This window comes from Paraburkholderia kirstenboschensis, assembly GCF_032806925.1.
In the GTDB taxonomy this organism is placed as follows: Bacteria; Pseudomonadota; Gammaproteobacteria; order Burkholderiales; family Burkholderiaceae; genus Paraburkholderia; species Paraburkholderia kirstenboschensis.
In genome coordinates this window covers 1,423,436-1,441,950 of record NZ_CP136511.1, presented here as the reverse complement: position 1 = coordinate 1,441,950, position 18,515 = coordinate 1,423,436, and the positions used below count along the sequence as shown (strand labels likewise).

15 protein-coding genes, 2 pseudogenes and 1 riboswitch are annotated in these 18,515 nt (G+C 59.7%); of the genes and pseudogenes, 8 read left to right on the top strand and 9 right to left on the bottom strand.

Features of this window, described 5'->3' with window-relative positions; all coding sequences use genetic code 11:
- Positions 1-11: 11 nt before the first annotated feature.
- Positions 12-434, bottom strand: coding sequence for a hypothetical protein (locus RW095_RS07045; RefSeq protein ID WP_317015357.1), 423 nt, complete (start codon positions 432-434; stop codon positions 12-14).
- A gap of 825 nt (positions 435-1,259) precedes the next feature.
- On the opposite strand from RW095_RS07045, the gene RW095_RS07040 reads away from it, so the two are divergent.
- Positions 1,260-2,711 (top strand): ATP-binding protein, encoded by a 1,452-nt coding sequence (locus tag RW095_RS07040; RefSeq protein ID WP_317015355.1) that lies wholly within the window; start codon positions 1,260-1,262, stop codon positions 2,709-2,711.
- Positions 2,712-2,852: 141 nt separating this feature from the next.
- Here the strand turns inward: RW095_RS07040 and dapF are convergent.
- Positions 2,853-3,709: pseudogene (gene dapF / locus RW095_RS07035) on the bottom strand (diaminopimelate epimerase).
- Between the two features lie 282 nt (positions 3,710-3,991).
- A riboswitch (yybP-ykoY riboswitch) is annotated at positions 3,992-4,158 on the top strand.
- Positions 4,159-4,168: 10 nt separating this feature from the next.
- Here dapF and mntP point away from each other — a divergent pair.
- Complete coding sequence (gene mntP, locus RW095_RS07030; protein WP_317015354.1) at positions 4,169-4,735, top strand: manganese efflux pump MntP; 567 nt, start codon at positions 4,169-4,171, stop codon at positions 4,733-4,735.
- On the opposite strand, the gene RW095_RS07025 is transcribed toward mntP, so the two are convergent.
- Positions 4,642-5,187 carry an NADPH-dependent F420 reductase gene (locus RW095_RS07025; RefSeq protein ID WP_317015352.1) on the bottom strand — a complete coding sequence of 182 codons (546 nt, stop codon included), beginning with the start codon at positions 5,185-5,187 and terminating at the stop codon, positions 4,642-4,644. The genes mntP and RW095_RS07025 overlap by 94 nt on opposite strands.
- 76 nt (positions 5,188-5,263) lie before the next feature.
- Complete coding sequence (locus RW095_RS07020; RefSeq protein WP_317015351.1) at positions 5,264-5,488, bottom strand: MDR/zinc-dependent alcohol dehydrogenase-like family protein; 225 nt, start codon at positions 5,486-5,488, stop codon at positions 5,264-5,266.
- Positions 5,489-6,136: 648 nt separating this feature from the next.
- Between RW095_RS07020 and RW095_RS07015 the strand changes: the two genes are divergently transcribed.
- Positions 6,137-6,370, top strand: a complete 234-nt coding sequence (locus RW095_RS07015) for a type II toxin-antitoxin system Phd/YefM family antitoxin (RefSeq protein ID WP_317015349.1) — start codon at positions 6,137-6,139, stop codon at positions 6,368-6,370.
- Positions 6,370-6,747 carry a type II toxin-antitoxin system VapC family toxin gene (locus RW095_RS07010; RefSeq protein ID WP_317015348.1) on the top strand — a complete coding sequence of 126 codons (378 nt, stop codon included), beginning with the start codon at positions 6,370-6,372 and terminating at the stop codon, positions 6,745-6,747. Before RW095_RS07015 ends, RW095_RS07010 begins: the two co-directional genes overlap by 1 nt.
- Positions 6,748-7,777: 1,030 nt before the next feature.
- Here RW095_RS07010 and RW095_RS07005 read toward each other — a convergent pair.
- Positions 7,778-8,869 carry a porin gene (locus RW095_RS07005; protein ID WP_317015346.1) on the bottom strand — a complete coding sequence of 364 codons (1,092 nt, stop codon included), beginning with the start codon at positions 8,867-8,869 and terminating at the stop codon, positions 7,778-7,780.
- 587 nt (positions 8,870-9,456) lie between these two features.
- Between RW095_RS07005 and RW095_RS41355 the strand changes: the two genes are divergently transcribed.
- Entirely contained in the window at positions 9,457-9,651 is a 195-nt protein-coding gene (locus RW095_RS41355) for a hypothetical protein (protein ID WP_394365009.1), read from the top strand.
- 347 nt (positions 9,652-9,998) lie between these two features.
- On the opposite strand, the pseudogene RW095_RS06995 reads toward RW095_RS41355, so the two are convergent.
- Positions 9,999-10,389: pseudogene (locus RW095_RS06995) on the bottom strand (tyrosine-type recombinase/integrase); the annotation flags it as partial.
- Between the two features lie 328 nt (positions 10,390-10,717).
- Entirely contained in the window at positions 10,718-11,659 is a 942-nt protein-coding gene (locus RW095_RS06990; RefSeq protein ID WP_317015345.1) for a LysR family transcriptional regulator, read from the bottom strand.
- A 108-nt stretch (positions 11,660-11,767) separates the two neighbouring features.
- Between RW095_RS06990 and RW095_RS06985 the strand changes: the two genes are divergently transcribed.
- The 3 genes from RW095_RS06985 to RW095_RS06975 all read left to right on the top strand — a co-directional run bounded on the left by RW095_RS06985 (position 11,768) and on the right by RW095_RS06975 (position 15,064).
- Entirely contained in the window at positions 11,768-12,916 is a 1,149-nt protein-coding gene (locus RW095_RS06985; protein ID WP_317015344.1) for an alkene reductase, read from the top strand.
- A 54-nt stretch (positions 12,917-12,970) separates the two neighbouring features.
- Complete coding sequence (locus RW095_RS06980; RefSeq protein ID WP_317015342.1) at positions 12,971-13,765, top strand: SDR family NAD(P)-dependent oxidoreductase; 795 nt, start codon at positions 12,971-12,973, stop codon at positions 13,763-13,765.
- A 285-nt stretch (positions 13,766-14,050) separates the two neighbouring features.
- A complete protein-coding gene (locus RW095_RS06975; RefSeq protein WP_317015340.1) occupies positions 14,051-15,064 on the top strand; it encodes an NAD-dependent epimerase/dehydratase family protein in 1,014 nt (337 codons plus the stop codon).
- Positions 15,065-15,600: 536 nt separating this feature from the next.
- Here the strand turns inward: RW095_RS06975 and RW095_RS06970 are convergent.
- Positions 15,601-16,014: a RidA family protein gene (locus RW095_RS06970; RefSeq protein WP_317015339.1), complete on the bottom strand. Its 414-nt coding sequence runs from the start codon at positions 16,012-16,014 to the stop codon at positions 15,601-15,603.
- 79 nt (positions 16,015-16,093) lie between these two features.
- Positions 16,094-18,502 carry an acetamidase/formamidase family protein gene (locus RW095_RS06965; RefSeq protein ID WP_317015338.1) on the bottom strand — a complete coding sequence of 803 codons (2,409 nt, stop codon included), beginning with the start codon at positions 18,500-18,502 and terminating at the stop codon, positions 16,094-16,096.
- Positions 18,503-18,515: the final 13 nt, after the last annotated feature.

The following is an 18,515-nucleotide window of genomic DNA, read 5'->3' as shown; positions in this document are numbered from 1 at the left end:
CGATCGAGTGATCAAGGAAAAGGGGACCCGATATGCAGGGAGCCTATTCGTTGTTGACTACGGCATTGCAAAATCCAGTCGCCGTTTTTGCTCGAGTCACGGTTCATCGGAGTGACATTCGGCGAGCCCGCTTCGACCGGCTGCTGAAAATGGGAATCACGCAAGGTTGTTACGTCAGTGGAAGCAGCCGCATCGATCGTCGTCTTATGACTAATTTTAGTGCTGCCGTTCGACGCAGTTTCAATCTCGTAAACCCTGCTGAACAGGCCAACCGTGCCAGTCGTCGCCGGTGCCTGATGGTGATGGACCGCGCGGACGGTTGAAAATACGCATAAGAAGGCATCTATGCGCCTGCGGGCTCGCGATGGAATCGTTGTTCCTTTGTGGTCAACATTGAGCTGGCTGTCCTCGCCGCCGTCTTTGGTCTGTCGCAAAGCGGCTTGAGCGCGAACTCGCGCGCGATGGCTGGGCTACAAAAGAAAGAGGCTGGCAAGGAATCCTTGCCGCCCTTTCGTTCAGTCATGCGCTACGGCTTTCCACTGGGTACGGCGATGGCGCTTCCAGTTGCCGATGTGGGACGCCGCTACCCGGTAGTCGTCCGAGGCGTTGGGCAGATTGCGCACGCCGCGCCGCTCACCTCGCCCTCATCCTTGAGCACGAGGGCCGCCTGACGGCGCTCCTTCATCTTCGCGATTTTCAGGAGGTCGCCGTAATCGTTTGATCGTTCGGCGGTGAGTTCAGCTAACTGCTTGCTGGTTACGTCAAGCTTGGAGGGTGACCTTCTGCCTGTTGGCCGGCCTCGGCCTCATGCCAACCCCGTACCGATCCTGTGCTCGGCCGCTCCGACGGTTGGCTGCACGCGACCCCCTCCGGTCATTCAGCCTCGCTCACCCGATGTCCGCAATCCGCACCTAACCAGCCGTTCGACGCGCAGCTATAGCCGTTTCAGGTAACCCGCGGCCGCTCCTCGCCCCTCGTGCGCAAAACCGCAGTCGCGCAACGCCGCGGTGACCGTCCTGCTCGGCGGGGCGAAGCGCACCCCGGCCCGGTCCTTGCTCACTGATCCTCGCGGGGGATGCCGGCAATCATCCAGTCATCGAACTGGCGCAACGCATGGTGAGTCAGCGCGATCGAGGCCGCAGTCGCCGGCATCTGCGCGAATTTCCCTGAAGAGGCGGTCGCGGCCCTGAAGATGTCGATCCGAATGCCTTAGGCACCCAGATTGCGCGAGGCATTGCTGATTTGTGGAGGCAGAAGATATGTCCCAGTCTAGTCCTCTACAGTGGTCCAGACGGTCCGCTCTCGTTAACTGTGCAGTTGCAGTTCTGTCGGTTGTTGCGGCCCTCGTCGCCGCGCTGCTACTAGAACCTCACATGCACAGTAGTCCGTTCGTATCGCTGTCTCTATGCGCGATCATGTTTAGTGCCTGGTTCGGTGGCTTCGGCCCGGGTTTGTTCGCGACCGCACTGTCGGTTGCGGGTTTCATTTATTATTTTGTCCCGCCGATCGGTTTCGCGGTTGCGCCTACGGACTTGCCGCGCATCGTCCTGCTTGCGGTGACAGCCCTGTTTGTAGTGTGGCTGAACGTCGCGCGAAGAGGAACCGAAAGCGCATTGCGGCGGAGTGAGGCCTATTTGGCTGATGCCCAACGGCTGAGTCATACGGGGAGCTTTGGTTGGAGGATAGGTAGCGGCGACATTATCTGGTCGAAGGAGACATATCGGATATTTGGCGTAGACGAAACGGTCAAGCCGACGATCGACCTCATCCTCCAACGTGTTCACCCGGATGACCGAGAGTTTGTACTGCATGAAATTGATCGTGCGGCACTTGGCAAGCCATCCTACGACTACGAACACCGTCTTCTGATGCCGAATGGAGCGATCAAACACCTGACCGTCCGGACCCATCGCGTGAAATACGAATCGGGCGAAGAGGAACTCGTTGGCGCACTGATGGACGTCACGGCAACAAGGGAAGCGCAGGAGGCATTGCGCACGTCACAGGCGGAACTCGCCCGCGTCGCTCGCGTAACAGCCCTTGGACAGATGAGCGCCTCGATTGCGCATGAAGTGAACCAGCCCCTCGCCGCCATCGCCACTGCCGCCGCAGCTGGCCTGCGCTGGCTGACCCGCGAAGTTCCGGAAATAGGCGAGGCGCGCGCCTGTGTGAGTCACATTGTCGAAGAAGCCAATCGGGCGGGCGAAGTGATCCGGAGCGTTCGCGATCTTGCCAAGCGGGCCGATCCGGAGCTAATCTCACTCGACATCAACGAGGTCGTCGACGAGGCGGTCGCTCTTGTAAAACCGGAGGCGCTCAGACATTGCGTGACCGTGGAGCTGCAGCTTGCGTCGGGCTTGCCCCTGGTGCGTGGCGACCGGGTCCAGCTGCAGCAAGTGATCATCAATCTTGCAATCAACGGGGTCCAGGCCATGGCGACAGTCACCGATCGCGCGCGTGTGCTAACCATCCGAACCGAACAGCGCGAATCCGACCAGGTGCTCGTGGCCGTACAGGACGTCGGCATCGGCATGGAGCCCGACGGTCTGGACCGGCTTTTCAGCGCGTTTTACACGACGAAGCCAGATGGTATGGGTATGGGACTCTCCATCTGTCGTTCGATCATCGAAGCTCACGGAGGGCGGGTGTGGGCGTCCCGCAATATCGGCTCGGGAATGACATTTCAATTTACAGTTTCCGCGCATCGGTGACGTTGCCGTGTCTAAAGGCGGCTTGTCTCGCGAGAGCGGCCGATCGCAAATCGATTGCGATGGACCGTTCCTCGCCGTTCGTTGCCTCATACGGTCTGCACCCCTACATCGGTTTGAGACGGAGCCGACCGGTGAATCCGCTCACCCTGAACTCAAATCTCCCTGCCACGGACGCTCATGAAACCTGAAGGTTTCCAGAAAATAATTCGCAATCGTTCCGGAAAAGATAGGCTCGACTTGGCCGGTCAGAACTACGCCGCCGCCTCCATCCCATTGAACCCTCACTGCTCCTCCGTCGCATTCGACCTCAACCATCTCATCCAAAAGACCGCGCCGAATTCCCCCGACAACGGCACCACAACCGCAAGAGCCCGATCCTAAAGGGATTCCACCTCCGCGCTCCCAAATACGTAAGCGAATACGATTGCGGTTGACCACCTGAACGAAATGCACGTTGGTCTTATTCCGAAAGAGAGGATTGGTTTCAATCTTTGGTCCGATAGCCGCCACGTCAACGATTGCCAGGTCATCAACGAAGAACGTGCAATGCGGATTGCCCATGCTGCAGGCAGTGGGACTGCCGGGAAGAGGCAATGTATTCGTATCTACTGCCTCAGTGAGCGGGATATCCTGCCAATCGATAAGGGGTTTTCCCATATCGACCGACACCCTTTGATCCGAGTCTCGCACGCAAGTCAGCAAGCCGCGATTGGTTCTCATCGCGACCGAGGATGTATTTGCCTCACGCATGATCACATCTGCGACTCCACGGGTTGCGCTGCCGCAAGCGTCGAGGATTGATCCGTCTGGATTCCAGAACTGGACACGGGCCATTGCGTCACCGCAATCGAGCAAGACCGCCAACTGATTGAATCCAATTCCTCGATTCCAATCACCCAAGCGACGAGCTAACTCGATATCGGATTAACTTTGCCGCGCGTGTCGACAACGACGAAGTCGTCTCCATAAGCATGCATCTTTACGAAACACAAGGTCATAGGCTGTCCTATTCTCGATAGACTGCGCGGTTCCGGGCGCGGTATTACGTCGACGATTGTCTGCCATCTTCATCGGGGTGTCGAACGTCTTTTACTGGCCGCGTCCTGCCTCATGCAATCGGCATACACCTCTTCAAGCTCGCCGAAACACGACGCCTTCGAACCGAAGCTGCTCCAGCAGATCGCCGCGCTCGATCGACTCGACGAGCTCGTCAGACCGTCTTGAGGTCGCGGAGCAAAACCGGGTATTCATTACATAAGCCTTTCTTTCATGGTACGCTGATGCCTGTCTTTGGGGAGTAGCCGGCTTCTACCCAGAAGCGCCTGCGTCAACATTCTCGGTCGCACAGGCCGTGGTGCAGGTAGCCCTTTGGTTGGCAAGACCATCGACACACCACGCGACCGGTCGGGCGCGGCGGTGTGTCGCGGTTTTCCGCCCGACCACGAGCCACTTCTCTTATGAATCCCGTCGCAACGCTTTTCCTTGCTTTTGCAATGTCGACCGATGCCTTTGCAGCAGCAATTGGCAAAGGGGCCACTCTTCATCGCCCTCACTGGCGCGAAGCTCTCCGGACCGGCATCATCTTCGGTGTCATCGAAGCGTTGACGCCTTTGGTTGGCTGGTTCATCGGACGAGCCGCTGCCCAACATGTCTCCGCCTGGGATCACTGGATCGCGTTCACACTGCTTTTTGTTCTCGGGGCCCGCATGGTCTTCAACAGCTTTTCCGTCAAGGAAGCCGAGGAGACGAAACCGGCCGCTCATTCGTTCTGGTTGCTCGCGCTGACCGGCTTTGCCACAAGCATTGATGCGATGGCGGTTGGCGCAGGCCTTGCCTTTGTGAACGTCAACATCTATTCCACTGCAGCTGCAATCGGCCTTGCCACAACGCTCATGGTCACGATTGGTGTCCTACTTGGCCGTGTCATTGGTCACGTCGTAGGCCGGCGCGCAGAACTGGCGGGCGGTGTCGTGCTCATCGGCATTGGTTGCGCGATCCTCGCCGAGCACCTGCAGCTGTTCTGAAGATCCTCCCGCTTCAAACGAGTGCATATCAACTCGCCCAGGCGAGCTTTCGTCCCCAACCCGTTAATCCTATGCGACGACCCAGTCGTGGCCGCTGGCGCGTGCGCCGCGACAATCTCGCTGGCGCCCTTGTCCCCCAGGTCCGCCAGAATCAATCGAGGCTCATATTGCGTAAAAGGGTTGGTGGTATCTACCAGAATGCGACCCGCCCAATTGGGCAGCCCATCCAGGGCCGACGGGACTTGAAGCCATGGAATGGCGAGCACGACCAGGTCGAGCCCGGCCACCTCCTGGACCGTATCTGCCGACGCGTTCGGACCGAGTGCGGCCATGATATCGCCCAAAGCCTGTGGCCCACGACGAGCGCTCAAGACAACCTCGTGTCCTGCTTGAATGGCACTCCTGGCGATGGACTGCGCTACAGCACCGGCTCCAATAAAACCAATCTTCATTTCGACACCTCAGCGGCAACGTGAGTCAACGAAGCCATGCTCCTCCAGGAGCACGGCACTTGGGAGAACGGCTTGATCAGGTTGATGAGTGCAGGTCGAGCAGCACCTTGCCACCCTTGATTGCGTGAGCGACGGCCTTCTGGTAGTCCGCAAGCGGATACACGGCAGCCACTGGCAGGTCAAGTTCGCCGCGAGCCATCAGTTCGGCAGACTCCTTGATTGCGTCTGCGATGTACGGCTGGTATTCGGGAAGGTCCATATAGATGCCGCGCACGACGATGCCGCGCAGATGCAGGTCCACGACCTTGACCGGCGTGACCAGCTCGCCGCTCGTGAACGCATACCCACATGGCGACCTCCCGCGCGTGAGCTTCCTTATAGTTCACGCTGGCTGCACATGAGAAGCGGCATCGAAACGCTTTGTAGATGACCGCTCCGATGGCTAACGATTTCCCTAACTGTCGCCGCTGCCAAGCTCGCTGTGCTTATGCGAATGCGTCGCACCGTGAACGAGTTCATAATGCGCGCCCTTCCCCGACCGGGTTGGCGGAAAGTGCTGACCTTCCGCGCACGTGACTTCAAATTCTGGGCCGCCACCACCCCCTTCACGACCTTGTAGATACCGGACGTCTTACCGTCTCGCCGGGCTTACCGCGCGGCGGGACTCGGTTCAGGCTACAGCAGTCACTCCGGGCGCAGGACATTCGCCACCCGACTGGTTGCCAATGGGCATTCTCTTGAGAGGGGAACAGACACTGTTAGGACACGTACACCTTGATCATGTGGCCCCGTATATTGACGTATTCAGCAGCGACATGCGGGAGACGATTGCTGCCGATCTTGCGAGTAATGCTCAAGCTCGGTGAGAACAAGGCCGTTAGCCGTGTGACAGGACGATTGCATTTTGTAGTTAGCTAGGCTAAACTAAGCTAACCCTGATGGAGGCATTATGCAGACTGTAAATATTCACGAAGCAAAGTCGCAACTCTCGCGTCTTATCGAGGCGGTTGTCAGTGGCGAGGAGGTCGTTATTGCGAAGGCCGGAACTCCGTTGGTGCGTCTAGTTTCCGTCGATCAAAAGCCCAAGCTTCGCTTGGGCTTGATGAAAGGGAAGATCAAGATCGCTGAGGATTTCGATGCGTCTTTGCCGGAAGATATCTTGGCAACGTTTGAGGGTCGGTAATGCGCCTTTTGATCGACACACATGTTTTTTTGTGGGCAATGGCCGGCGACAAAAAGCTTCCGAAACACGCCGAGGCAACCATGTTGAGTGCTGACGCCGTATTTGTCAGTGCTGCGAGCATTTGGGAAATCTCGATCAAGTCGGGGCTCGGGAAGCTTGATGCTGACGTGAACGAGCTAGTGGCGCGCATGGAAGAAGCGGGCTTTCGTGAACTGCCGGTAACAGCGGTCCACGCTGCGGCAGTTCGCGATCTGCCTGATATTCACCGCGATCCGTTTGATCGCATTCTGGTTGCACAGGCTATTACTGAACCGCTACGGCTATTGTCCGACGACGACAACGTAGCGAGGTACACGGACCTCGTAATCAAGATTTGATCGCGAGGCTGTTGCGGGAACGAGGAAGTAACACCCAAAGGAATGAACGGGCCGATGCGCGCGGACACATGCTCTCCGAAGCCGCCGATCACCTCACAATGTCTGTCTGCGAGACAGCGCTTGAGCGCGAAGAAGCGGGTCGACCTTCGGAGCGGCTGAGAAACCAAGCCGGTTTCTGGTTTCAGCGGGCGCGTCAGATCGAGCGCGACTTGAAGTCGAGCGCGGCATAGGAAAACGACGGCGAGCCGTCTTAGTAGAGCGACAGTGAAGACAGTGCCGGTTCTTAGCGCGACTATGCTGCTTGCCGCTTGCGTGACGGCGACGGGAACGTATGGCCCCGATGGGCGACCTGCATATACATTGAATTGTTGGGGTGCGGCGCCGTCTTGGGGGAGTGTGAATCGAAGGCTGGCAATATCTGCGGAACGCGCGGATACACGGTCGTTTCACGCAGCAGCGACCAAAATTCCACTGTCGGCGCGGGCGCTGGTGGTCTTTTTGGATCGAGCGCCAACAGCCGGTCGATGACTAGTGCAAGAGCTAGGAAAAGAGGAACCGAGCGTCATGGATAAAGAAGCCGAATGTCAAACACAAGCATTACGCGAGTTCGCTCGGAACGTTGCCCGCTTAAACGCGCATGGGGACAGGCTCAAGAATGGCGATGAAGTATTGTGGGACGGGGCCTAGCCTCTCTTTATCATCTAGAAGCACAGCAAAAGGACCCCGTTCTCTTCATCGGGCACGACCTCGACAAAGACAATGTGCAATTGTTACGTGACGGACAGATACAGGCTATTCTTCATCACGACCTGCGCCAGGACATGCGCTCGGCCTGTCATCACGTCATGCACTATCACAAGCTTCTGCCAGCGTCATCCGTCGCGACGTCTACATCAGTTGTTGTAGTGACTCCAGAAAATATTCCGGACTACATTGCCAGTCGGTTCCGTGACTGACTCGGCCGCTTGCAGCCCCCTTCGTCAGCGTGCGAGGTCCGAGCGAGCAACGTCTGCCGAACCTCTCGACGCCATCAGAACCTTGTCGCCAGGCCTGCAATTACGCCGAACTGGCTCTTCCCATAGTTAGGGTTGGTGCTTGAAGGGTTTCCGTTGACGGGGTCGTCATTGGTGTTCGCGCCGTACAGGCTGCCATCGAGGCCCAGGTTGGAGGTCGAGCTGTTTCGCACATAGGCAAGTTCAGTGTAGAGGAGCGTTCGCTTCGAGAGCGAATAGTTCGCGCCCAGTGTGTAAAGGGTTGCGTTCCCGTTCCCCTTATTTGCGTTGGCGTGATACACCGCGCCGGTGATAGCAAGCGCAGGAGTGGTCTGCCAAATCCCGCCAATCCATTCGTGATTGACCGTTGTGGGGAGACTGGTTCCGGCTGGCAACGCTGACGGCGCTGCGGTACCGAAACACCCCGCGTTAGATGCATCGGGAGCACTCAAGTGCTGGTAGCCGAGATACGCCGTCACAGGCCCGAAAGCGTACGTCAGGCCCGTGAGAATCGAGCGAGACGTGAGATACACGTTGCTGAATTGGCCATTCGGGTCGCGGACTTCGTCGTAGGTTGCTTGCCAAAAGAGGCCCCGGTTCGAGTAAGACAGTTTGATACCGTCGGAACGTCCCTGAGCGCTTCCAAGCCCGGTCGAGGTGCCCAGTTGACCCGGCGCGCTGCCGGGGTTGCCGGCGTTCCAGGTCGGAGCGTTGGTCAGGTCATACTGGCCTTGCAACGTGAACCCCGCAATCGTCGGTGAGAGGTACTCGACGCCATTTGCTGCCTGGGAGAAGATGCGGCCGCGAACCAATGTCCCAATTGCATACTTCTTCGTCTGCTGCGGGTCGACATCGCCTGAATATTGACTGATTTCAGCCGAGCCCATGTTCCCGAACTTGATTTGCCCCCACGTGTCGTTCTGGAGGCCCACAGTCGCCTGGCCCTCGAAGAAGCTCCCGTTCGCGAAACTTCCGTTCATCGTGTTCAGTCGAGATTCGAGCTGGAAGATCGCATGCGTGCCGCCGCCGAGGTCTTCGGCGCCCTTAAGGCCGAATCTGGATTGCGCCCAACCTCCGCTTTGCGGGCCGAACGTGCCCCTTCGGTTGATTCGTCTCGTACACGATACCATTGCCCACGATGCCGTATAAGGTGACGCTGCTTTGAGCGGTGGCGGTCGCAGCGACTGACAATGCGACGACGCTGAACAGAAGTTTTTTCATCCTCATCTCCATGAATATAGTTGTACTACTTAATCTTCCTATCCTAGGAAGCGTCAATCCATTCGCTTAATCGCGACTCGAAATCAACAGCTCCGCTGTACGAGGTCCTTCAATTGCTGGACCGTAGTCCCCGAGCAGTCGCTCAGGGGCGTTGGAAGCGGAAGAAAGGAGGAAGCCTTCAAGTGGCGGAAGCTTCCGTGAGGAGCGTCTCCTGCACTGCTCTGTATTTTTGCCCGAGTGTATATTCCCCATCCGGTTGAACAAAGAGCGGAAGAAGGAATCTCTTTCGCGGAACTCGGGAAAATAATTTGTCCTGCAATTCAGACCGGCCCTTCGGAGTTATTCTGTGCGTTGGCCCCGCGGTTAACCCTTGTTTTCGGAACCGGACGCATCGAGTACGTTTCGAGCGTTTCCATGGAAGCTTGGTTAGTAAGGAGCGAGACGAACACTCAATCTGCAACGTCACGTCGTCTAACGAGTCACAAGGGAGAATGTCATGGAATCTAAGAAGCTGAATGTCGTTGCTGTTTGGGCCATCGCAACCTTCGCCCTGGCAGCAGTACCCGGGCTCCAGGCGCGGGCCGCTACTGGCGATGTGGCAGCCTCGGGCGCCACTATGTCGAAGCAAGAACTGAAGGCGCAAAAAAAGCTGAGCGGCAAGCGCGTCGAGCAAAGAAAAATGCGGAGTTGAGCACGTTGGAAAAGAACGGCTACAACCCCGGAGGCAACCAGACCAACTACCCTCAGAATCTACAAAATGCTCAACAGAAAGCGGCAGGGCAAAAACCTACGAACGCGCCCGCAGTTGCGCCGTGAATCGCGATGGCGGTGGTGGGAAAGGCTAGGCAGTTCATGCGCACGCTCGCTCAGCGGGTGGTGCCCGGATAAGTCCGCTGCGCTCGAGTATTTCAATGATGACCGTCGGCGAACCGCAGTGTCGGCAAAGAAAGGTTGGGGAACTGTCGCGGTGGCTACAACGTCGGCACCGAGTTTGATGCCGGGAGGCAATTCGCTCAGCAAATCGCGTATCTTCGCCAGATACAACCAGCCACCGTCGAGCTTCTTGCCCTGGGCTCGGGCCACTCGCCACCAAACCCGCAGGCGTTCGAGCAGCACCGGCGAGAGCATCGCATAGCGATCCTTGCGACCCTTGCCCTGTTCGACGCGCAGTGTCATGCGTTGGCTATCGATGTCGCCCACCTTGAGCCCGACCACTTCGCTGGCACGCAACCCGTGCCGTAGACGAGCGACAACGCTGTCTGATGCTTCAGGTTACCTGTTGCCGGAATCAGTCGCCGGACCGACATCGGGCGAAATCACGCACAATGCGGAGGTAGCGCGCCTGAGTCTTGGGAGAAAGCTGGCGCATGCGCATGTCGTCTGTCATACGCTGACGCAATGGGCTGACGCCCGGTTGATTGGACGTCATGATGCAGCTCCGTTTGAAGAACGAGGCGGATTGCCTCGACCTCCAACATACGGAACTGCGCCGCGGACCTCATTGAACCGCGTACGGCTGGACGGAGCCCCTACCGCGCGAGCGGTTTCGTTCCCCGACCCACAACCGCCTTTGGACCTGGGGGCATCGCTAGGGCAGTTACCAAAGGTATAGCGGTCTTTCGTTGGACAAGGTTGCGGCGGCCGTCCTGCTCGGACTCAACCGCTCGACGTAGTGCACGGCGGTTCCCCTGCGGGTCGAACATGACTACAGCAACGGCCCACTTGATTAGCTTTGCGAAACGTTATCCGTCGCTTTTTTAACCGGCCACGGCGTCGACGTTCAACCAGGCGTCGAGGTCACCCGTCGCTTTGCCAAAGCGCTCTACCAGGAAGTCGAGAAGTGCCCGAACACGCGGTGCCATGTGCCGGCTGGGCTGATACAAGGCATGCACGGGGACATCCGGAGACCGCCAATCCGACATCAGGATAGTCAATTTCCCCACGCGCAGATCAGATCCAATGTCCCATATCGATTTCATGGCGATGCCGTGACCCGCCACCGCCCACTCGCGAGCAAGCGCACCATCGTTGGTCTCTCGGGAATTTGCCAGCGGTACGGTATAAGTCTCAACCTCCTCGTTGCGCGTGAACCGCCATTCGTTCGCAAGACCGGATGCTGACGCCAGGACGATGCAGTCGAAGCGATCCAAATCCTGCGGGCGCTCAGGCACGCCATGCGTTGCCACATACTCAGGCGATGCACACAGCACGCGTCGATTGGGCGCGAGGCGCCGCGCGACAAACGAACTGTCCGGTGGCAGGCCGAACCGGATGGCAAGATCGATGTCATCTTGCAACAGATTCAACAACGAATCCGATAACACAACCGCGAAACTGACCTCCGGATACTGCACGTTGAACTCATCAAGCCAGCCCTTGAGGACATGACGGCCAAAGTCCGATGTCGCCGAGATCCTGACCTTTCCGCGAACGATACTGCGACCGGCTTGTAACGCCGCATGAGCGTCGCCAAGGGATTGAAGCGCCTGCTGACAATGAAGCAGATAGATCCTGCCCTCCTCCGTCAGCCGTAACTGCCGCGTCGTTCGCTCGAAGAGCCGTGTATGCAGGCTCGTTTCAAGTTTGAGCAGACGTGCGCTCGCGGCTGCAGGAGAGAGTCCGAGCTTGCGTCCCGCTGCCGACAGCCCACCAAGGTTTGCTGCTTCGACAAAAAGCCGGATGTCACCGAGGTTGTCCACGATATTTCCGCTTTTTTTGAAGATGATTCAAATGGTATCCCAATTATCAAAAGACCCCTGGCTCCGCACAATGCGTCACATCGTCAACGAAGTCCGGAGATCAGCACCATGTCGACCACCCCCTCGCCGCTTTTCACGCCCGTAGTTGTTGCAGGCCACACGCTCGCTCATCGCGTCGTCATGGCACCCATGACACGCGCTCGTAGCACCCAGCCCGGCGACGTGCCCAATGCGATCAACGCCCGTTACTATGCCCAGCGTGCCTCGGCCGCCCTGATCGTGACCGAGGCGACCCAGATCTCACCGCAGGGCAAGGGCTACTCCTTCACGCCGGGCATCTACAGCCCCGAGCAGATCGCCGGATGGCGGCTGGTGACCGATGCGGTCCACTCGGCAGGCGGCCGGATCTTCCTGCAACTCTGGCATGTGGGCCGCATGTCCCATACGGACTTCCACAACGGCGAGTTGCCGGTGGCACCCTCCGCCGTCTCCTTCGATGGTCAGATCTGGAAGGTCGACCCCGCCACCGGCATGGGTGCCATGGTTGCCTCCCCGACTCCGCGCGCACTCACCCGCGACGAGATCGACGATGTTGTCGCGGATTTCCGCCAGGCCGCTCGCCATGCGATCGATGCGGGCTTCGACGGGGTCGAGATCCACGGCGCCAATGGCTACCTCATCGATCAGTTCCTGCGTACCACGTCCAACGTGCGCACCGACGAATATGGGGGTTCGCGTGAGAACCGCTTGCGCTTTCTCAAGGACGTCGTCAACGCCGTGGCGGACGAAGTCGGTGCGGAGCGCACCGCCATTCGCCTCGCGCCGTTTCTGACCGCCCGTGGCATGGCGTGTCCCGACATCCTGCCGACCATCCTCGCAGCCACCGAATTTTTGCAGGCACGCGGCATCGGCTATCTGCACCTCGTCGAAGCGGACTGGGACGACGCACCGCAATTCACCGAGGAATTCCGCGAGGCCATTCGCGCCCGGTTCAAGCGGCCCATCATCGTGGCGGGCAACTACGACAAGGCGCGTGCCGATTGGGTTCTGTCCAGCGGGTATGCCGACCTGGTCGCCTTCGGCCGGCCATTCGTCGCCAACCCGGACTTTCCGCGCAGGCTCGCCGAAGATTTCCCGCTGGCGAGCTTCGACGGCAGCACGCTGTTCGGCGGCGACGAGCGCGGTTACACCGACTATCGCGTTGCGCCGGAAGCAGCGGCATCCGACAAGGTCAGTGAAGCGCTTGGCCTTTCCTGAAGTCCGATGTTGCGCGCAGCCAATACCGGTCCAACCCGCAGCAAGGAGCAGAAGATGTTTGTCTATCGCGGTTCAACCGCTCTGATTACCGGAGCATCGAAAGGGCTAGGAAAAGTCTTTGCACAGACCCTTGCCGCGCGCGGCATGAACCTGGTGTTAGTCGCCCGATCCGCCGAGGCATTGCAGGCCCTGGCGACCGACCTTGCTGGGAGGTACGGCGTGGAATCCATCGCGCTCGACGCGGACCTCGGCGATCCCGACGCAGCTCAGCGGATCGCTCAGGAACTCGAGCGCCGTGGCGTTCAGGTGGATCTGCTGATCAACAATGCAGGGCTTGGTCTGACCGGCAGCTTTCTCTCGCATGACCTTCGGAAAAAGCAGTCTGAGATCCAGGTCAACGTACACGCGCTCACCGCACTCAGCCACGTGTTTGGCGGCGGCATGGCAAAGCGCGGCAGCGGCGGCATCATCAATCTCGCGTCCAATGCAAGCTTTCAGCCACTCCCCTATATGGCCACCTACGCTGCGACCAAGGCGTTCGTTCTTTCCTTCAGCGAGGCGCTGCAATTTGAACTCGCAGGAACGGGTGTTCACGTGATGGCTGCTTGCCCGGGGCCTACGGCAACGAGCTTCTTTGATGGGGTGTCGACCAACGTGTCACCCAAAGACATGGACAGCTCGGATTCGGTCGTTCAGCAAACACTGAAGGCGTTCGACCAAAGGAAAGTCGTCGCTTACCCCGGCCGGACAAGCGTGCGAGCCGCTACGTGGTTGTCGCGACTGCTTCCGCGAGCGCTGGTTGTTCGCATCGCAGCCATGGCCAGCGGCAAGATGGGACTCCACGGCTAACAGGACGTGGGGCGATGACAGCACAGGAAAGCGGATTGCATTCGCGGACCTACCTGACCAAGCAGGAAGCCATTGAGGAGCGGCGCCGACTTTCGCATTTCAGGCGGCACGCGACGCGAGTGATGACGAATCGGGTAGCCGCGAAATCCGAGGACATCGACCCGGTCGATCAACCCCGACATGGTTCTGTGTCGCTCAAGGAGCGCCGTCGGGTGTCAGCGAGTCGCATGGGCATTCGCCGGGTCCATACGGCGGTTTTAACTCTCAGATCAATTGGAAGTGGATATGAAACAGCAGGAAAGCATGCCGACCCCGGCAGAAAGAAACACGATGAAGATTCTGGTAACCGGAGCGACCGGGTATATCGGTGGCGCTGCCGCCAAGGCACTCGTCAAGCGCGGATACGAGGTCTTCGGACTTGCGCGATCGCAGGATTCCGCTGAGCGGCTTCGCATCGCCGGCATCACCCCTGTTGCTGGCGACCTCGCGGACACAGCGAGCCTGATCAGGGCGGTCGCCGAAGTCGACACGATAGTCAGCACGGCAAGCGTCGGATCGCTGGCGGGTAGTGCTGAAACGTTCGCGCAGGATCGGGACGCAATTCGCGCGATGCTCGGCGCTGTCGAAGGCTCGGGCAAGACCCTGATCTTCACCAGCGGCTCGGCGGTCCTTGGCATCGTCAACAGCGGCGAGGCAACGCATGACGTATTCAACGAAGATGTTAGCCTGCCTTTGCCACGCGCGGTCTTTGCGCCCGCATCGGCCAACGTACCGCCTGTGATGGCTCAGATGTTCGGCGCGGCCATGGCTGCACGCGTCGAGACGGAAAAGGAAGTCGCGAATGCTGCGGGGATCCGCGGCATCGTTATGCGTCCCGGCCTCGTGTATGGAAACGGCGGCAGCTATGACCTGCCCGGCCTGATCAGGATGGCTCGTGCCAAAGGCGTCGCTCCACACCTCGGATCAGGCGGTACGCTGCAGGGATACGTTCATGTCGATGACCTTGCCGAACTCTACTGTCTCGCGGTCGAGCGCGCGCCTGCGGGCGCGGTCCTGCACGGAGTGGCCGGTGAAGTGAGCCAACGCGAACTCGCCGCCGCCGTCAGCCGCATGATCGGAGCAGGCGATCACACGATGAGTCTCCGGTTAGAGGAAATGTACGCTACGGGCGGCCCGGTCGGCGTGAGTCTTTCGTTAAACAAACGCATGGCTTCAGAAACGACGCGGCGTCTGCTGGGCTGGTCGCCGACCCGCACGGATATCCTGCATGACATCGAGTTCGGGTCGTACGCCGCCTGAGTTCGTTGCGGTAGCGCATAGAAGCGATCGCCCGCGCCGCACGCGCGCGGCGGAGTGGCGATGATCTCCATCGTCGCCGGGCGTCAAGTTGCTCGACGATGAGGACAGAGAGGTCACCACCGGGCGGTCGGGAGATATTTGTGTCAAGCGACCACAAGTGATGCGCGGGTATAGGAACTACGACCGGCACCTGGGGTAAAGCAGCCGCTCCGATGTCCGGTTGCTGCGATGGGCGAACGACACTTCATGGCCGATCAGTGCCTGATGCGATTGCATATGGAGCCGCCCGCCAGCGAAGGTGGTCGGCTGTACGCGAGCCGATCCGGACGCCCGGGACGACCTCACCTCTACGGCAGCTTTTGGGCCATGACGGCCGTTCGCGTGCCCCCCACGACCTGGCGTTCGGGACGTCCGCTCCCGAGGGCGAGGAGATGCTGCGGCCGACTCATCCAGACGACCCAGGTAAGAAGAACGGCCGCCCCGCTGCTGACAGTCATGAATCCGGCACCGGAATGGTCAACCTCCGCCCACCGATATCAAGCGGCTGCTGAAGTCTGCCTATGTGCGATAAAGTCAATTTCGACGAGCGCGTCACGCGCCAATCCAGTCACGCCGATGCAAGTCCGCGCCGGCAATTTCGCAGGCGGGAAATAGGCAGCATAGACCGCGTTCATCGTCGCGTAATCGCGTTTGAACTCGGTCAGAAAGATCCGCGCGGAGACGACATCTTCGAGCCCAAGCCCGATCCCCTTTAACACGAGAACCAGATTGTCCATCACCCGGGTTGTCTGTGCGGCAACACCTTCGGGAAGCGGGGCGTTGTCATCGTCAGGCGATGTCGGCATTTGGCCAGTGAGGAACACCCAGCCGTGCTGCTCGGTGGCATGAGAAAAGGGACCGACTGGCGTAGGCGCATCCTCGACCATCCAGAATTTCGTCGATAAATCCATCTACCGTAACTCCATGAACAAAGAAAAGCGTCGTACGCGTACGACGCTTGGCAGCGCCATAGCGAACGTCACAAAACAATTAATCCGCGAACAAGGCCTTGCGGATAATCGCGTGCATCCCCCAGTTGCCGTCGACAACCTGTGTCACGCCGAAGTCGACCGCAACCGACATCAACGAGATTGCTTCATCTTCGGTGAGACCCTTGGTTGTCATCAGAAAGCGGCGCGTCTTGATGAACGCGTCGCGCATCGCGAGGTCTAGCGTCGACTTCTCGTAGACCTTGCTCTGCGCGTGCGTGCCGAATTCAGTCAGATAGTTTGCATGGCTAAAGCCGTGCAGCACCCACTCTTCGGGGGTTTCGACGAGCGGATACGTGAGGTCCGCATACGGTTGACCGGCAAGAGTCGCTCTCTTGTGCAACACCAGTTGGAAGTCGCCGGTCAGCGAGCATTCGATCGCGGTCCCACACAGCTCCGAATCGCCCTGCGACGCGTGCGGATCCCCGACTGACAGCAACGCGCCGGGAACGCCAATCGGCAGATAGACGCTTGCGCCCTGCGCGACGCGCCAGTTGTCCAGGTTGCCGCCGAACGCGGACGGCGGGATCGAATCGATGAGGCCGTCCTGTTGCGGCGCAACCGCGATCAGGCCGAAATGCGGGCGCACGGGGATCTTGACACCCTTCAGGATCCCGTGATTCTCCTCGACCGTCGAATGGTCGACGGGCACGCCCGGATAATCGATCGTTGGATGCACCACACCGAACGGATCGCGCTGCGGCGTCCAGCGGTAGTTGTAGACCGCACGCGCATATGGCGGACCGTCGTGCGGCTGCGGCTCGGCGTCGAGTTCATAAATCGTGACAACTTCGCGCGGTTTAGGCTCGGTCAACAACTCGCGGTAATGGAAGCCCCACCACGCGGCCGCATTGCTGCCGAACGCGCGCCCGCTGAATTGCGGATTCGCGCAGCGCCGCGGATGTACATCGAGAATCCTGACTTCCAATACGTCGCCCGGTTCGGCGCCGCGTACCGCGATCGGACCAGTGCAGATATGCACCCCGAACCCTTCGCCGGCGCCGCGTCCGTAGATCGATGCATCGATCGGTCCGGCACCGCGCCGGTTCACGTTCTTGCGCTCTGCAGTCCAGTGGAACACGCTTTCGGCGCCTGGGTCACCGGCAACCATGCGCGCCCAGTCGTCCGATGCATGCTGCGTCAGCGTCTCTATCGTCACGGTATCGCCGCTGTCGACTTCGAGCACCGGCTTCAGGTCGTGCGAAAAATAGCCCCAGTGCACCGTGTTTGCCGTCGCACGCAACAGGTGGTGGCGCGGCTTGCCCGGCCGGCGGGCGACGCCCCTTGTGGACTCAGTCCGCGTCTCGACGGTGGGGCTGGCCACGACCGTACCCGCATCGTCGAGCGTTGCTTCCCGCAGCCCCGCTTGCGCGCTGGCCTGCGCCGCGGCTTGCGCATGGAGCAGCAGCGCTTCCGTGTTGAACGGCAGTCCGCGCGAAATGCGCCGCACCAGATGCCGGGCCAGATCCGGGCTCGCTTCGTTACGGAAGGCGCGCGGCGAGGTGTGATACCGGTCGCGAAACGCACGGCTGAAATGCGCGGGATCGTTGAAACCCCAACGGAAACAGATATCCGAGATCGACATCTTTTCGTGTAGCGGATCGACTAGTTCGGCCCTGCAACGTTCGAGGCGGCGCAGCCGCAAATAGGTGGAGAAGCTCTGGCCGGCGGTTTCGAACAGCTTTTGCAGGTAGCGCTGCGAAACGCGCTCTTCTGCGGCGAGAAGCGCGAGACTGATTCTCGAGTCGCTGAGCCGCTCATCTATACTGCGGCACACGCGCCAGAAGATGGCCGCCTGCGACGATGTCAGCCCGCTGATCGGCGTTTCGCGCTGATGCACCGCGAGAATCGCTACTAGGAATTCAATCAGCGCGAGTTCGAGCGGACGCAACTCGTTGGCCGACAACGTCTCCACGCTTTCCGCCAGCGACTCCAGAAAACCGGAAAACACGTGTCCGACGCCGGCATCTCCGGCAATCCGCCCGGCACACATCGACGACGGCGCAAGCAGCCGCCCTCTGATCGCCGCACGCGGTATACGCACGACAAAGGCGCGGAAATCCGTGGCGAAAACCAGCGAGCAACCCTTACGTGACGGCAGATAGACGAGGTCGTTCACCGTCAGGGGCTGGCGTCGGCCGTCGGCGAGCAGCGTCGCCACGCCGTCAAGGTGCAGCATGATCAGCACACTGTCGCCGCCGGCAGCATTCGGCTCGAGCGTCTGCGCAACGGACGCCAGCAGGCTCAGATCGAAGCCCCCGACCGACCGCTGCGTCTGGATCGTCCCGTGCAACGCTCGTGCAGGAGGTATCGCGCTGCTGCGCCATCCCATCCTGTCGAGCGTTTCCCGCCACGCGCGAAGCCGTTCGACTTCCGGATAGGATTCGGTAGTAAAGCGCAGCAGATCCAAGTGGACTCCAAGG